This window comes from Streptomyces sp. SudanB25_2051, assembly GCF_964272635.1.
Taxonomy (GTDB): Bacteria; Actinomycetota; Actinomycetes; order Streptomycetales; family Streptomycetaceae; genus Streptomyces.
Window position 1 is genome coordinate 35,902 of sequence record NZ_OZ186787.1, and the last position, 14,607, is coordinate 50,508.

13 protein-coding genes and 1 pseudogene are annotated in these 14,607 nt (G+C 73.3%); 3 read left to right on the plus strand and 11 right to left on the minus strand.

Annotated features, from left to right (window positions below; genetic code table 11):
- Window positions 1–34: 34 nt before the first annotated feature.
- Complete coding sequence (locus ACSUPT_RS00170; protein ID WP_436943090.1) at window positions 35–520, minus strand: WapI family immunity protein; 486 nt, start codon at window positions 518–520, stop codon at window positions 35–37.
- A gap of 360 nt (window positions 521–880) precedes the next feature.
- Entirely contained in the window at window positions 881–3,937 is a 3,057-nt protein-coding gene (locus tag ACSUPT_RS00175) for a LuxR C-terminal-related transcriptional regulator (RefSeq protein WP_436943091.1), read from the minus strand.
- Window positions 3,938–4,689: 752 nt separating this feature from the next.
- Here ACSUPT_RS00175 and ACSUPT_RS00180 point away from each other — a divergent pair.
- Window positions 4,690–6,297 carry a S8 family serine peptidase gene (locus ACSUPT_RS00180; protein ID WP_436943092.1) on the plus strand — a complete coding sequence of 536 codons (1,608 nt, stop codon included), beginning with the start codon at window positions 4,690–4,692 and terminating at the stop codon, window positions 6,295–6,297.
- Between the two features lie 75 nt (window positions 6,298–6,372).
- Here ACSUPT_RS00180 and ACSUPT_RS00185 read toward each other — a convergent pair whose 3' ends face one another.
- The 3 genes and pseudogenes from ACSUPT_RS00185 to ACSUPT_RS00195 form a co-directional block, all read right to left on the minus strand.
- Window positions 6,373–7,425 carry a Gmad2 immunoglobulin-like domain-containing protein gene (locus tag ACSUPT_RS00185; RefSeq protein WP_436946151.1) on the minus strand — a complete coding sequence of 351 codons (1,053 nt, stop codon included), beginning with the start codon at window positions 7,423–7,425 and terminating at the stop codon, window positions 6,373–6,375.
- A gap of 390 nt (window positions 7,426–7,815) precedes the next feature.
- Window positions 7,816–7,872 (minus strand): annotated as a pseudogene (locus tag ACSUPT_RS00190) (hypothetical protein); the annotation flags it as partial.
- A 174-nt stretch (window positions 7,873–8,046) separates the two neighbouring features.
- On the minus strand, window positions 8,047–8,250 hold the full coding sequence (locus ACSUPT_RS00195) for a transposase (RefSeq protein WP_436943093.1): 204 nt from the start codon (window positions 8,248–8,250) through the stop codon (window positions 8,047–8,049).
- Window positions 8,251–8,315: 65 nt separating this feature from the next.
- Here ACSUPT_RS00195 and ACSUPT_RS00200 point away from each other — a divergent pair, with 65 nt between their 5' ends.
- Window positions 8,316–8,630, plus strand: coding sequence for a DUF6980 family protein (locus ACSUPT_RS00200; RefSeq protein WP_436943094.1), 315 nt, complete (start codon window positions 8,316–8,318; stop codon window positions 8,628–8,630).
- Here the strand turns inward: ACSUPT_RS00200 and ACSUPT_RS00205 are convergent.
- Window positions 8,621–8,914 (minus strand): hypothetical protein, encoded by a 294-nt coding sequence (locus ACSUPT_RS00205; protein WP_436943095.1) that lies wholly within the window; start codon window positions 8,912–8,914, stop codon window positions 8,621–8,623. The genes ACSUPT_RS00200 and ACSUPT_RS00205 overlap by 10 nt on opposite strands.
- 29 nt (window positions 8,915–8,943) lie before the next feature.
- Here ACSUPT_RS00205 and ACSUPT_RS00210 point away from each other — a divergent pair, with 29 nt between their 5' ends.
- The gene (locus ACSUPT_RS00210; protein ID WP_436943096.1) at window positions 8,944–9,078 is read left to right on the plus strand and encodes a hypothetical protein; all 135 of its coding nucleotides are present in this window, start codon (window positions 8,944–8,946) and stop codon (window positions 9,076–9,078) included.
- Window positions 9,079–9,118: 40 nt separating this feature from the next.
- Here ACSUPT_RS00210 and ACSUPT_RS00215 read toward each other — a convergent pair whose 3' ends face one another.
- The 5 genes from ACSUPT_RS00215 to ACSUPT_RS00235 form a co-directional block, all read right to left on the minus strand.
- Window positions 9,119–9,673, minus strand: a complete 555-nt coding sequence (locus tag ACSUPT_RS00215) for a hypothetical protein (RefSeq protein ID WP_436943097.1) — start codon at window positions 9,671–9,673, stop codon at window positions 9,119–9,121.
- 557 nt (window positions 9,674–10,230) lie between these two features.
- A complete protein-coding gene (locus ACSUPT_RS00220) occupies window positions 10,231–11,019 on the minus strand; it encodes an ROK family protein (protein WP_436943098.1) in 789 nt (262 codons plus the stop codon).
- 36 nt (window positions 11,020–11,055) lie between these two features.
- Window positions 11,056–12,201, minus strand: a complete 1,146-nt coding sequence (gene aroB / locus ACSUPT_RS00225) for a 3-dehydroquinate synthase (RefSeq protein WP_404144106.1) — start codon at window positions 12,199–12,201, stop codon at window positions 11,056–11,058.
- 43 nt (window positions 12,202–12,244) lie between these two features.
- Window positions 12,245–13,528: an aspartate aminotransferase family protein gene (locus tag ACSUPT_RS00230; RefSeq protein ID WP_351965110.1), complete on the minus strand. Its 1,284-nt coding sequence runs from the start codon at window positions 13,526–13,528 to the stop codon at window positions 12,245–12,247.
- Window positions 13,529–13,696: 168 nt separating this feature from the next.
- The gene (locus tag ACSUPT_RS00235) at window positions 13,697–14,566 is read right to left on the minus strand and encodes an ROK family protein (protein ID WP_436943099.1); all 870 of its coding nucleotides are present in this window, start codon (window positions 14,564–14,566) and stop codon (window positions 13,697–13,699) included.
- Window positions 14,567–14,607 lie beyond the last annotated feature (41 nt).

Sequence of the window (14,607 nt, forward strand, 5' to 3'; positions counted from 1 at the left end):
GCGACCAGCACAAGTCGGGGCGCATGAACGGTGATCAGCGGGGCGGGAGGGAAGCCAGAGAAAGGTCCCACTCGTCAGCCGCGTGGAGCAGTGCTGCGGCGTCCAATCTGACCTCCACGACATACTGGTAGATGTCAGCCCCGTCATCACCCTGTTGCCACGGGGGTGCCGCCTCCAGGGACAGATGAACGCGAATCACCGCGGTCCCGCCCTCGCTGCGATCGGCGAGGCTGAAAGCCACGACCGGCTCGATGAACCACGTGTCCGGCGACAGCTCACCTTCGGCATCAGGTTCGGTGACGTCCACCGTCCCCGCAGCCACCGCGCGCAGCCATGCGGACACCTGGCGGCCCTCATCGGTGAGCAGACACGGATCGGTGAAGGACCAGCTGCCCTCGTGAGTCATCACCGTTCCCTCAATGACCAGCCAGTTGTCGTCGTACGAGTCGCCCCGGACGGTGGCGAACTGGTAGCGCACTGGGCGGAGGTCGACACTGCTGGAGAGATCGTTCAGGAGCACCGGGCCAGGATGTCATGCGCTGGCCAGCCGGAAGGTCTACGCCGTCCAGCCGAGGTGCATAGGTCAGAACGCCGACCCAGTCTGAGTTCCGTCAGAGACAAGCCCGCCTGCGTCAGACGGTCTTGGATGGCGGACTCACGCGCACGACCAACACGAGCACCCCGAGAACCGCTCACACCAGCCCTTTGACCTGCGACTTCAGGTTGGTGGACGCTCACGGCGGAAGCCTGGACGTCGACCGGCACGGTGGTGACGTCGGTTTGGCGTCCCGTGGGAGGGGTGCGCCCTTCGGGGCGGCCTGCTCCAGGTGTACAGCGCCTCGGCTCGGCGGCGGGTTGCGGCCCCAGGCGCGCCGTGCGGTCAGCGGTCCGCGCGGTCGGCGAGCCGCTCGTGTGCGAGGGCGATGTCCGTGCGGGACGCCACGTCCAGTTTCCGCATGATGCGGGCGACATGGTGCTCCACGGTCCTGGTGGACAGGACCAGGCTCTCGGCGATCTCCCGGTTCGCCCGTCCCTGGGCGACCAGCCTCGCCACCTCCTCCTCCCGGGGGGAGAGCCGGTCGCCGTAGCCGAGGCGGCCCCGGCGGTGGGTGGTGACGACGTCGTGGCGGCGCAGCAGCCGGTGGCAGCGGGCCACGTCCCAGCGGGCGCCGAGGCTCTGGTAGGCGGTGATCGCCCCGTGGACGGTTGCCTCGGCGTCCGCGTGCCCGGCCTGGAACAGGCATCGCCCCCGGGCCTCCGCCGCGCCCGCCGCGTCGAAGGGGCGCCCGAGCCGCCGCCACTCGGCCTCGGCCCGGGCCAGCAGCCCCGCGGCCGCGCCGAAGCGGCCCTCCGCCTCCGCGAGCAGGGCCCGGCTCACCGTCAGCGCCGCACCGGCGGCGGGGGCGTCGCGGCCGGAGGTCCCCGCCGCGAAGTCCTCGACGAGCCGGTGCGCCCGCGCGCTCTGGCCGCTGCCGTGCAGCGCCTCGACGGCGGTGGGCACGACCTCGGTGGCCCACACCCAGCCGCCGGTCCGGTGCAGGTGGTGCAGGGCCGTCTCCACGGCGTCCCCCGCCTGCCCGGGGCGTCCCGCCTCCAGGTGGAGCCGCGCGGTGGCGGCGGCGGACGCGGTGAGGATGAACCCGGTGTCGTAGCGGGTGAGCTGGGCGGCTTCGGCGAGGTCCCGGCGGGCGGTCGGTACGTCGCCGTGGACGTGCAGCGCGGTCAGACCGCGTACCAGCATCGCCTCGGCGGTCAGATCGGGGATCTCCTCGTACGCCCGGGTGACGCGGTCCGCGGCCTCGCGCAGCCCCTCCCACCGTCCCTCGTGCCAGCCGATGACCAGCCGGGCGGTGTGCGTGAGTCCCTCCAGGTACGGGCTGGAGGTGGCCTCGAGCCCGGCGGCGGCACGGTCCAGGAACGCGCGGGCCCGCCCGGTGTACCCGAGGGCGACCGTGGCGTGCGCCAGGTTGGCCCATCCCCGGGCGTGCTGCGCCGCCTCCAGGGCCGAGGCGGCGGGGCGGTCCAGCGCGTCGGCGGCGGCCCACGCCCGTGCGTCGCCCAGCAGCATCAGGGCGGTGGCGCGGTTCGCGGCGACCGCCGCCCGGGTCGCCGGGTCCGTCACCGCGCGGGCGGCCGGCTCGACCCGCTCCAGCCACGCCCGATGGCGGCCGACCGGCCATCCCTTGATGGAGGGGATGGCCGCCACGGACATCGCGCGGGCGGCGGTCTGCGGGTCGCTCTCCTCGAGATCGGGCAGGGCGCGGGCGATCTCGTTGAGGCTGTCCAGGGGCGTCGCGCCCTGGTTGCGCAGCACGACGCTCAGATGGAGTCTGATCTCGCCGCGCAACCGGGGCGGCGGGTCGTCCTCTTCGAGTACCCGCCGGACGGCGCTCACCACGTCGTCCCCGGCGCGCGCGAGCTGGGCGGTACGGGCGAGCTTCACGGCCGTGCGGACACGGGGCCCGACTCCACGCGGTGTCTCGCCGCTCCCGCCGGGCCGGCCCGCGGGCGACTGCCCGGGTTGCTCGGTGACCGCGCGGGTGTAGAGGGCGGTCGCGGCGGCGTAGTCGCCCCGGGCGGCGGCGTGGTCGGCGGCCGCCTCCAGGTACCGCAGGGCTTCCCCAGTCCGCCCGGCCGCCCGGTGCAGGCGGGCCAGGTCGGCCAGTGGCAGCGGGCCGCCGGCCCGGCGCAGGGCCCGTGCGGCGCGCAGGGCGAGGCGTTCCAGCCGGGGCCCGGCGATCCGCTCGTACACCGCGTCGCGGTCCAGGGCGTGACGGAACCGGGTGTGCCGCCCGTCGGCGCCGAGTACCGCCCGGCGTGCGGCGAGCGCCACGGCCCGTTCCGCGTCGTCGGCGGTCACCCCCGCCACCTCGGCGAGTACGTCCAGCGGGACCGGCCGGTCGAGGACGGCGGCCGCCTCCACGACCCGGTCGGCCGTCTCGTCGAGAGGGCCGCGCCGCCGGGCCATGTCCCGGCGGACCGCCGCCGGGACGCCGATCGCGCGCACGTCCGCCGCGCGGAGCGTACGGCTGTGGCTGCCGGAAGCGGCCGGGCCGCCCTGCCCCGCCTCCCGCAGCAGCGCCTCCACGGCGGCGGGCAGCCCGCCCGTGCGCGTGTGCACCAGCTCGGCGACCTCCGGTTCGGCCGGGCGTCCACCGAGCCACCGCCGGACGTACTCCCCGGTCTGCGCGGGGCTCCACGGCCGCAGGGCGATCTCCTCGCCCCGTACCCGGGGGTGGGCCCGGACCCCGAGGACCGGCAGGCCGGGTGCCGCGCGCTCGGTCACGACCAGCCGGAGCGACGGCGGCATCTCCGCCGTGAGCCGGTGCAGCACGTCCAGGGTGCGGGCGTCCGCCGCGTGCACGTCCTCCACGACGAGTACCGCGGGGCCGAGGGCCGCCAGCAGGGCCCGGACGCCGCGTGCCAACAGGCCGTCGCGCAGGGCGGGTTCGGGGAGCGGAGGGGGCGGCGGCAGCCGGTCCGCCAGCTCGGGGACGACCGTCCCGACGGCGCCGGTCACCGGTGGCAGGCAGACGCCGGGCCGGTACGGAAGTCCGGCGAGGGCGTCGGTCACCGCCGCGAGGGGCGCCTGCTCCGTCGAGTCGGGGCAGGTGCCGCGCAGGTGCGTCAGTCCGGCGCACACGGGGTCGGCCAGAAGCTCGTCCACCAGGCGGGACGCGCCGACTCCGGCCTCGCCCCGTACGACCACCACGCACGGCGCCTGCGCGAGCACCGCCCGGAGGAGGCGCACCTCGGCGTCCCGCCCGACCAGCCCGACGGCCCCGACGCCACCGGTCGGGCCCGCGGGCCCGGTAGGGCAGGCGAGTTCGGCGGGCGTGGCGAGGCCGGCGGGAAGCGCCGGGCGGGGGCGGCCGGGGCTGTCGGGGCAGGCGGGGCGTCCGGTACCGGCGGGGCTGTCCACTGACTCCTCCTCCATGCTGCCCGTCCCTCCACACCGGTCGCACCGGAGCCCGTCGCGCCGTCCACCGGCCGCGTCCACGGCCGCCCGGCCACGACTCGGTTCCGTGCGGTCGGGTGGAGGGTGGTCTACCGGCTCACGTCCACCGGTGCAATAGGGGTCCACCACCTAGCGAATCCCCGGCAGGCCCCGGCTCGTCGCCCCGGGGAGGGGCCGCCTGCCCGGCCCGCCGCCCGGCGCCACTTTTTGGGTAGCGCTACGGATTGCTCGGTCGCCGCCGTCGAGCCGAAGCTTCAGCGGTCGGACGGCGTCGTCCGCCCCGCGTCCCGACGGGCCCGCTGCCAGGGCCCGGCGCGGGCACCGGCCGTACCCCCACGCGGCCGTACGACGTGGCTCCGACCCGGCGCCGCACGGGCAACCCCCGTACGGCCCGGCCCGGCGCCGCACGGGTCCCTCCCGTGCGGCGCCACGGCACCGCCCGCGGAAGTCCCACGACGGACGCCGCGGACCGGGGCCCGCGTCCGGATGTCGGACCCCGGCCCCGGAAGGCCGCCGCGGCGCCGGGACCGCACGCCGGACGCCGCACGCCGGGCGCCGCACGCCGGTCCGCTCGGCGCCGGGCAGGGGGATGAAGGACACCGGGTGATGTCATGCGCATGCCCTTCATTGTCTCGCCTCGGCTCTCGCCGCTCCCGGACCCGCGACCCGCGACCCGCGACCCGCACCACCCCCGGACCAGTCAGGTCCGGACCGCTCTCAAGGGAGAAACCATGGAGTTCGACGCTCGCGCCGTACGGCGACTGCTCGCCGCCGGCGCCAGTGCCGCCTTGCTCGTCGGCGCCGCCACCACCGCCGGGGCCGCCGAAACCGCACCCGTACCGCCCGGCGGCGAGGGCCGGATCGTCGGCGCGGACCGGCCCGGGGCCGTCGAGGGGTCGTACATCGTCACCTTCGCCGACTCGGTGTCCCGCACCGACATACCCGCCTCCGCGAAGGCCCTTGCCAAGCGGCACGGGGGCAGCCTGACCCACACCTACACCACCGCCCTGCGCGGCTTCGCCGTCACGATGTCCGAGGAGCGGGCGAAGCGGCTGGCCGCCGACCCGTCCGTCGCCCGGGTGGAGGCCGACGGCGTCGCGTACGCGGCCGACACGCAGACCGACCCGCCGTCCTGGGGCCTGGACCGCGTCGACCAGCGCTCGCTGCCCACGGACTCCCGCTACACGTACGCCACCACCGCGTCCAACGTCACCGCGTACGTGCTGGACTCCGGCGTCCGGCTCAGCCACCGCGACTTCGGCGGCCGCGCGGTCAGCGGGTACGACTTCATCGACGACGACTCCAACGCCTCCGACTGCCACGGACACGGCACGCACGTCGCCGGTACGGTCGGCGGCAGCTCGTTCGGCGTGGCCAAGGGCGTCAAGATCGTCAGCGTGCGGGTGCTGAACTGCCAGGGCAACTCCGGCAGCAGCTGGGCGCCGGTCCTCGCGGGCATCGACTGGGTCACCAAGAACGCCGCCAAGCCCGCGGTCGCCAACATGAGCATCGGCGGCGGGCGCAACCAGTCCGTCAACGACGCGGTCGCGGCCTCCATCTCCTCCGGCGTCACCTGGGTCGTCGCGGCGGGCAACAACAACGCCGACTCCTGCCAGTACTCCCCGTCCTCCACCCCGTCGGCCATCACCGTCGGCGCCACCAACAGCAGGGACGCCCGCGCCACCGGCTGGAACAACGGCCAGGGCTCCAACTACGGCTCCTGCCTGGACATCTTCGCCCCCGGCGACTCCATCGTCTCCACGTCCCACACGGGCGACACCGCGTCCCGGCCGGACAGCGGCACCTCCATGGCCTCCCCGCACACGGCGGGCGCGGCGGCCCTGATCCTCTCCGCCAACCCGACGTGGACCCCCGCCCAGGTCCGCGGCCGGCTGGTGGCCGACGCCACCGCCGACAAGGTCACCGACGCGCGGACGGGCTCCCCGAACCGCCTGCTGTACACCGGCTCCGACGGCACCACCCCGCCGCCCACCGGACCGCGTTTCGAGAACACCGGCGACTACACGATCCGCGACCACGCGACCGTCGAATCCCCCCTCGCGGTGACCGGCGTCAGCGGCAACGCCCCGGCGGACCTGTCCGTCACCGTGGACATCCGGCACACCTTCCGCGGTGACCTGCGCGTGGAACTGGCCGCCCCCGACGGCTCCGCGTACCTGCTGAAGGACTACAACAGCAACGACAGCGCCGACCACGTCCAGGCCACGTACACGGTCGACGCCTCCTCCGAGGCCGCCGACGGCACGTGGAAGCTGCGGGTCAGCGACAACTGGACCAACGACACCGGCTACATCAACGCCTGGTCGCTCCAGTTCTGAGCCGCCGGACCCCAGGCGCCGGCCGCGCCCCCGCTGCCCCGGGGGACGGCCGGCGCCGCCCTGCCGCCCGGCCCGTCAGGGCCGCAGGGTGAGCGGGACGGTGACCGTGTCCACCAGGCGCTCCTCCTCCGGGGAGTCCCACAGGGCGGTCAGGGTCCCGGCGCTCTCGCGCTCGGTCCGGAAGGCGAGGGTCAGATCGAACGTCCCGCGGGTGCCGGTGCCCGAGGAGGCCATGCCGTGCGCCTGCGCCGCCGTGCGCCCCGCCGCGTCGGTGAGCCGCAGCCCGAAGGAGGCCTCGAAGGTGTGCGCGGTGCCCCGCACCCTGACCGGGCTGCGCACGGTGTCCCCGATCATCGGCGACTCCACGAGGACGGCGGGCACGAGGTCCGCGAAGTCGGCCCGGCCGAGCGGCCGGGAGACGTCGACGCCCTCGCCGCCGAAGCGGCTCACCGGCACGCCGTCCAGCGCGAACCGCACCGACGTCACGGAGGGGAAGCGCGTGGCCGTGAAGACGACCTGGGCGAGCCGGGCGCGCACCGACAGCGTCCCGCCCCCGTCGTCGTACCGGCCGGTCAGGTCGACGGTCGCGACGCCGCCGCGCACGGCGAGGGACCTCAGCTCCGTCCCGGCGGGGATCGCCGTCGTCCGGCCGTGCGCGCCCTCGAAGCGGTTCGGCCCCGCGAGCAGCGCCCGCAGGGCACCGGCGGCCGTGGCGGGGCCGGTCACGGTACGGGGAGCGGGCGACACCCGCTCGCCGTGCAGGAAGTAGACGCCGACCCGCACCTGCCTGCCCTCCCGGGGCGGTGCGGTGGCCCGGCCCGGAGGCGGGGACGGGTCCGGGGACGCGAGGTCCGGTGACCGGGAGCCGGGCGCCGACGGGACGCCGGCGGTGGCGGTGGCGGGGGCGGAGGGAGCCGAGGGGCCGGAGGGGGTCGCCGACGTGGTGCGGGGCGCCTTGCCTGGGGCGGTACCGCCGCCCGAGCCGCCGCCCGCCGCGCACGCGGAGAGCGCGAGCGCGAGGGCCAGCGCGGACGCGAGCGGCGCCCTGCGCGACGACCGGCCCGACGCGAGCGGCGCCCCCCGCGACCGCCGGGCCGGTGTGCGTGCCGTACGGATCCGTAACACCATGGCAGTCTCCTCCGCCCTACGGGAGACATCTGCGCGCCTCCACGGGGAAGGAACGACTACCCCGGTGTACGCCCGTAGTAGCCCCCTTCGGCCCCTCATCATCCGAAATCGACCGATCGTGGCAGAAACCGCCGCTTGTTCCCCGCCCGCACCACCCCCGGCCCTATGTCCGGGAGCGCTCCAGGTCCCTGACGGGCGGTCAAGGACGCACGTGCACGGGCCGGGGGGCGGCCAGCCGGACGGCGCCTCGGCGTCCGCGTGGTGCTGATGCGTCAGGATGCGCAGCGCGTCGGTGCAGCCGAGTCGTCCGAGTGCAGATCTCGAGGCGGTGGTCGGGGCTGTCAGCTGGAGCCAGACCTGGTAGGTGACGCGCACGGCACCGACCGTGGGGTGGTGCAGCCGCTTGTGCCCGACGGTGCAGTCGGCGACCTCTCCGGCCGCCCACATGTCCGCTCGCCCCCTCGCACTCGTCGTCGCCCCCGGCGATGAGACCTATCGCGGCTACTGCCTGGAGCAGGTGGCACCGCGTACGACGTCGTCCTGCTGACGGGCACCGAGCCGTCGCGGGAGCAACCCGTACATCGTCGACCACGCCGTCATCACCTCCACGACGACGCCGCGCTACTCGCCGTGGGCCGGGCTCCAGGGCCTGTTGCAAAGGTGAACGGACCCGTCCCGCCACGGCGCCCCCGTACGGGTCCGCCACCGTATGCCGTCAATGAGCTGCCGCTTGGGCCAGACCGGAGGCCGCCCCGGCTTCCTGCCCACCGGCAACAACGGTTCCAGCCTGGCCCACTGCGTGTTCGTCAGTTCTCCCCGCCCCACCCGAAGATCATCTCAGACCGTGATCTACTTCCAATCATCCTGCTGATCAACGAGAGTCCGAGGCCATGACCGACCACTGCTGCGAGTCCATGACCCGTCAGGTCAACTGGCGGTGCGGCCAGCACGACGACCCCTTCACCTGCCCGGACGCCCTGGTCCTGTTCATCCCCAAATTCCAGGAGTACGGGCTGATCTTCCACGACGGCGGCATGGCGATCAGCGGGATCGCCTTCTGCCCGTGGTGCGGTCAGCGCCTCCCCGAATCCCAGCGCGACCGCTACTACGACGAACTGGAGCGTCGCGGCATCGACCTGGACGAGGACGAGATCCCGGCCGAGTTCCAGGACGCACGCTGGCTCGCTTCGCTACATCAGAAGTGATGAAGCAGCACTTTGATCCACTTCTGAAACAGGCCCGAGCCGCACGCCACCAACTCGCCGGCGTCGTCAGCTGGTAGGAGTGGCACCTCGTCTCCACCGCCCGCCTCGCACGCGCTCGGTCTGCCCGCGGACTCCGTCGAGGTGATGCGGGCATGCCGCAACAAGGCCACTGCCCGTACGCCTTTCGCCCGCCACACCGTGCCGTCGACCGGCTCGACAAAGGCCCGCGCCCTGGTAAAGGCGACACGGACGACGGCGACCATCGGCTTGCCCTCGGTCGTCAAGCCTGCCGCGTTCGCCCGGCAGCATCGGCGTGATCCACATCGACCGCGTCGAGGAACTGCCCGCCGCCTTCGAGTGCGCCTCGGCCGGCGCGGCCCAGAGCCGCGAGGACACCGGTGTCCTGGTCGAGGAGTACCGGCGAGGACGGCTTGGACGAGTGCGGTGATGCGGACCGGACGGCGGCGTACACGAGCGCGCCGAGTCGGTCACGGACGGACGCCCGCCTGCGCAACCAGATACTCGACGCCGCGGCGGCCTGACGCCTTGGACACGTGGACGTGGACCGCGTGTCGGCCGGACGGCAGTGCAGGGTCGGAGTGGTCGCCGCGGAAGGCGACCTGTACCGCGTCGTGGCGGAAGCCGTGCAGGCCGTGCTCGGGCCTGTCCGGCCAGCGGCCCGTCCATACGAGGAAGACGGCGCTGCCGTTGTCACCCAGTGCCGCGATGACCCGGTCCTCGGCCGTCCCCGGTGTGAACCGTGCCGACATCTCGAGCGGCAGGTGTGCCTCCAGTTCACGGTCACCCATGACCGACACGTCCGGTTCGCATCTGCCGGCGCCGCAAGAGGGTCGGGCGCCAGGGTAAGGGCGGTGCACAAAGCGGGAGTTCGGTAGCGCCGCCGCCATTCGGCGGACCTCGTCGACGCTTTCCAGGTGCGTCAGCAGTTCCGCTTCCTCGTCCCTGTGTTCCATCAGCGCGCACAACCGCATGGCCTGGTGGTACGCGTCGGCGGCGTCGGCGGCGTCGGCGGTGATGTGCACACAGCGTGTGTAGCCGGCCAGGCAGTCTTCGCACATGGCCGAATGGTGCCACCTGCTGGTCCGGACTGTCGCCCGGGATGATCGGCGGACTCCGACGCCGACGGGCGGCCGTCGGCATGGCTCCCACGACGCCTTGACGACCAGGGCGTACAAGCGGTGCAGGCCGATGGTGCCGAGGTGGAGAGAATCCGTCGCGAGCAGGCCGCCGACCTGGGTCTTGAGGAACCGAATCGGCACCAAGCCGACAGATGCGTAGGCCAGTTGGGCTGACATACAGGTGAAGCGCCGACCAACCTGGCGGTCAACTCCGCCCTGGACCACGACGCCCCCCCAGGCCATCGAGGCGGTCGTCGCCCAGATCACCACCGCGCTTCACAAGATGTCCGCGGACCTGGCCGTGCGACCACAGGCCGGCACACGCCGCCGGGTGCGAGTGCCGCCCTAACCGTGTGCAGCAGCCTGGTCGAGTGAGAGGAGGGCGATTCCGGTCGCCCCGGCGTCGGTGCCCAGTGCGGCAGCGACCACGGGTGGAATTCCCGGCCGGCGCCGTGAGGCGGTCAGGGCGGTGTGCATGGCGGTGCGCGCGGGTGCGAGGAGCAGGTCGCCGGCGTCGGCACCGCCGCCACCAACGATGAGATGGCCGGGTCCAGGAGGTCGACGAGGGCGGCGGCGCCGTGCCCGAGCGCTGTTCCGACCGTGTTCAAGACGGCAAGGGCACCGGGGTCGCCGCTACGGGCAGCACGGGTCACGGCCTCTCCGTCGGGGTAACCGGCGGCCCTTGCGTGATGGCTGATGGCGCTCCCGCTGGCACTCACCTCGGCGCAGCCCTGCCGGCCGCAGTAGCAGGTGGGACCTCCGGGGTCGACGTGCAGATGTCCCACTTCGCCGGCGAAGCCCTGGGAGCCTCTCAGAAGGTTCCCGTCGATGACGACACCGCATCCCCAGCCTGTCCCTGCGGTGATCACGAGAGTGTCGCGGTGTCCTCGGCCGGCTCCGGTGCGGTGCTCGGCCCAGGTGGCGGCCCGCGCGTCGTTGTCGACGTGGACGGGCAGGCCGACGGCCTCCTCCAGCAGGGCGCGGACCGGCAGGTCGTCGCAGGGAAAGCCGGGGGCATGGCGTAGGGAGCCGGTTGTGGTCTCCACCAGTCCCGGCAGTGCCACGCCGACGGCCAGGGTGCCAGGTGTCCGCAGGCGGTCGATAAGGCTCGTCAGCAGCGCAAGGAGATCGGCGGATCCGGTACGGGGGGTGGGGACCTGGATCCGTTCCATGATCGTGCCGTCGGTCCGGATGCGAACGGCGAGGGTCTTGGTGCCTCCGACGTCGACGCCTACGGCTTCTGCGGGCATGAGATCTCCTCAGCTGTTGTGACAGCGGGGCCGGTTCTAGGAAGTAAGAGCCTGCCGGATCTCATCGTCGGTGACGTCGTCGCTGATGGCGGTGGTGCCGATGCCGAGCGGGAGGACGAATCGGAGCCGGCCGTCGCGGATGAGGCGGATCTTGTCGAGTGCGGTGATCACCGCTTCGGGATCGAGAGGGGCGGGGAGTTCCGTCCGCTCGCACGGCAGGCCGGCCTGCCGGAGGAGGGTGAGGAGGCGGGTGTGGGAGGTGTTGTCCAGCCAGCCGCGGGCCAGGGAGATCCGCGCGGCGCAGGCCATGCCGAAGGCGACGGCTTCTCCGTGCAGGACGGGGCCGTAGCCGGTGACCGTCTCGACGGCGTGGCCGATGGTGTGGCCGAAGTTCAGGGGGCGCCGCAGGTCCTCCTCGTAGGGGTCGCGGTCGATGAGCGCGCATTTGACGGTGGCGGCGCCGTGGACGAGACGGCGCAAGGTGGCCGGGTCCAGGTTCTGGATGTCGGGCAGGTGGTGTTCGATCAGCTCGAAGAGGGCCGGGGAGGCGATGACGCCCTTCTTGATCGCCTCGGCGAGGCCCGCCCGTACGTGCCGGGCGGGGAGGGTGGCCAGCCAGGGGGTGGCGGCGATGACCGCGGCCGGCTGGTGGAAGGCTCCGATCAGGTTCTTCGCGGTGGGGTGGTCGACGGCCACCTTGCCGCCCAGTGCGGCGTCGACGGCGGCCAGCAGGGTGGTGGGGAGGTTCACGTAGGGCATGCCCCGCATGTAGGCGCTTGCGACCCAGCCGGCGGTGTCGATGACCACGCCGCCGCCGAGGGCGACGAGCACGTCACGGCGGCGCATGCGGCTGTCTGCCAGCCAGTCCAGCAGGCGCTCGGCCGTGCGCATGGTCTTGCTCTGCTCGCCGGGCGGGATGCTGGTCAGGGTGAAGTCGACGTCCTGGCGGTGGAACTCGGCCTGTAACCCCTCTGCGTGCAGGGCCGCGACGGTGTCGTCGGTGACCAGCGCGATCCGCTGGTCCGCCACGACGGTGCGCAGGTGTTTCACCGCCTCTTCCACGCTGTCGGCGAGGGTGACGGGGTACTCGGCCCGGCGCAGTGCGCGGGCGCGGACGGCATGGTGCGGTTCGGGCAGCACGATGGCGTCGTGGATCACGTGGGTGCCCTCGGGCAGGTTCATGTTCTCCCTCTCGTGGCGGCGTCGGCAGGTGGGGGAGGAAGGGTCAGCGCGCGGTGCGTGGCAGGGACTCCAGGGCCTCGCCGAAGCGGTCGGCGATCAGGTGGGCGTCCTGGGGGGTGAGGATGAGCGGGGGGCGCAGTTCGATGACGTTGCCCTGGCCGTGCTCGGAGACACGGGTGATGACAAAGCGCTCGGCCAGAGCCTGGTGCAGCGCGTGCGCGAGGGGCGAGGAGCGGGTGCCGTCGGGTTCGGCGACCTCGATGCCGAGCATGAGTCCGGCGCCGCGGACGTCGAAGACACAAGGGTGGTCGTCCTTGAGCGCGAGGAGGCGTTCGAGCAGGACAGTGCCGACCGCGCGTACCTGGGCGAGGAACTCCGGCCGGCTGACGATCTTCAGGGTGGCGGCGGCCGCGGCGGCGGACAGGGTGTGGCTGCCGTAGGTGAAGCCGTGCAGGGAGCGTTCCATGCCGACGAAGCGCTCCTCGGTGATGATCGCGGCCAGGGGAAGTCCTGAGCCGGTCAGGCCCTTGGAGACGGTCATGATGTCGGGCTGGACGCCGAAGTGGTCCGCGGCGAAGAGCTGTCCGGTGCGGCCGAACGCGGTCTGCATCTCGTCGAAGATCAGGACGATGCCGCGTTCGGTGCAGAACTCCCGCAGACGCTGGAGGTAGCCGGGTGGGGGGACGACGTTGCCGCCGACGCCGCTGATCGGCTCGATGATCAGGCAGGCGGTGCTGCCGGATCCGGCGTAGGTGAGGAAGTCGTCGATGCGGTCCACGCACCAGAAGCCGCACGAGTCGGGGCTCTGGCGGTAGAAGCAGCGTTGGCAGTACGGGTCGGGGACGTTCACGGCCCCGTGGTGGTGCTGGGGGAAGGGGGCGCGCATCCTCGCGAGCCCGTTGTACGCCGTCGCGGCGAGCGACTGCCCGACCTGGCCGCGGAAGGGCACGATCACGTCTCGGCGTCCCGTGTGCAGCTGGGCAATCTTGATGGCGCCCTCGTTCGCCGTCGATCCGCTGCAGCTGCGGAGGTTGACCCGGGTCAGGTTGTCCGGGGTGAGTTCGGCCAGGAGCTGCATGACGCGGTTGGTGGGCTCGGTCTGGAACGCCGAGCTGGCGAAGACAAGGCGTTCGGACTGTTCCCGGACGGCGGCCAGGACGGCCGGGTGGTTGTGGCCGAGGATCAGGTTGAAGGTGCCGGACACACAGTCCAGGTACTCGCGCCCCTTCTCGTCCCAGACCCGTAGCCCCTCCCCCCGGACGAGGACGTCGGGCCCGAGCTCGTGGTAGGCGACATCGTGCGGATCAGCAGGCGGCGGCAGGTGCATGAGGCTCCTCACGCGGCTGGCGGAGGGGAACCGACGGCGTGCCGCGCGCGCCCAGACACGCGAGCGGCACACCGGAAGTGGGTCAGGAGGTGCCTGTGACCGGGACCGCGGGCCGCGGACTGCTGCCGCGGGAGCTGTGGGTTCGCTCCAGAAGGCGCAGACATCCGATCAGTCCGTCATCGTCGTCGGGTGCTCCCGGCCGCAGGAGGCCGGCTGCCCCGGCGGGTGGCAGCAGGAAGTCGCCGGCCTTCGCCATCTCCTCACCCAGGAGCCGCAGGTACGGAGGGCCGGCCGCGCGGGCGAACCCTCCCATGACGACGAACCTGTCCACGCCCAGCGCAGCGTGGCGAGGGTACGGGCGAGATACCGTACGCCAGGGGCGACCGCCCGGACGGTGAACGCGTCCTGGCTGCGGATACCGGCGGCCACCTGTTCTGCCGACAGTCGGCCCGGATCGCCTCCGCAGGCGGCAGACAGCGCCGAGCGGGCAAAGACCCCGGGGAAGCGACGTGCCAGCACGCCAGCGGCGCGCAAGGCGCCGCGTCCCGAGGCGACGGCCCCGAGGTGGCCCCGCTCCCCGCAGTCGCACCAGGGGGCGTCCGCGGCGAAGTCCACCTTCAGATGTCCGATCTCGCCGCCCCTTCCGTCCTCCGGGAGAAGCACCTCGCCGTTCCGGAACACCTTGTTGCCCACTCCCGAGCTCACGGTCACCATGCAGAAGTAGTCGTCTTCCCCGCCTTCGGGGGCCGCGTAGCGCCAGCCGGCCGCTGTGACGTCGTTGAGGACCACGGCGGGCACACCGAACTCGCGGCCGAGCAAGCGCGCCAGTGGCAGCTCGGGACCGCGCGGCCCCCAGACCGTGGGTGCGTCGACGACCGTACCGGTCCGACCGACCGGCCCCGCGAACGCCACCGCCAGGGCCGATGGGGTACACGGCGCGGAGCGGGAGCACTCCCGCAGAAGACGGACGAGCTGGTCCACCACGCGCGCCTGCAGCTCCCCGGCCGGCAGGCCGGGAAACCGGGCGATACCGTCCACCGCCACCCGGCGTACACCGGACACTGCCAGATCTCCGGCAC

Coding starts and splice junctions, on each gene's coding strand:
- ACSUPT_RS00180 (WP_436943092.1), top strand. CDS start 4,690: ATGGAGTTCGACGCTCGCGCCGTACGGCGACTGCTCGCCGCCGGCGCC.
- ACSUPT_RS00185 (WP_436946151.1), bottom strand. CDS start 7,425: ATGGTGTTACGGATCCGTACGGCACGCACACCGGCCCGGCGGTCGCGG.
- ACSUPT_RS00230 (WP_351965110.1), bottom strand. CDS start 13,528: ATGCACCTGCCGCCGCCTGCTGATCCGCACGATGTCGCCTACCACGAG.
- aroB (WP_404144106.1), bottom strand. CDS start 12,201: ATGAACCTGCCCGAGGGCACCCACGTGATCCACGACGCCATCGTGCTG.
- ACSUPT_RS00200 (WP_436943094.1), top strand. CDS start 8,316: ATGACCGACCACTGCTGCGAGTCCATGACCCGTCAGGTCAACTGGCGG.
- ACSUPT_RS00220 (WP_436943098.1), bottom strand. CDS start 11,019: ATGCCCGCAGAAGCCGTAGGCGTCGACGTCGGAGGCACCAAGACCCTC.
- ACSUPT_RS00175 (WP_436943091.1), bottom strand. CDS start 3,937: ATGGAGGAGGAGTCAGTGGACAGCCCCGCCGGTACCGGACGCCCCGCC.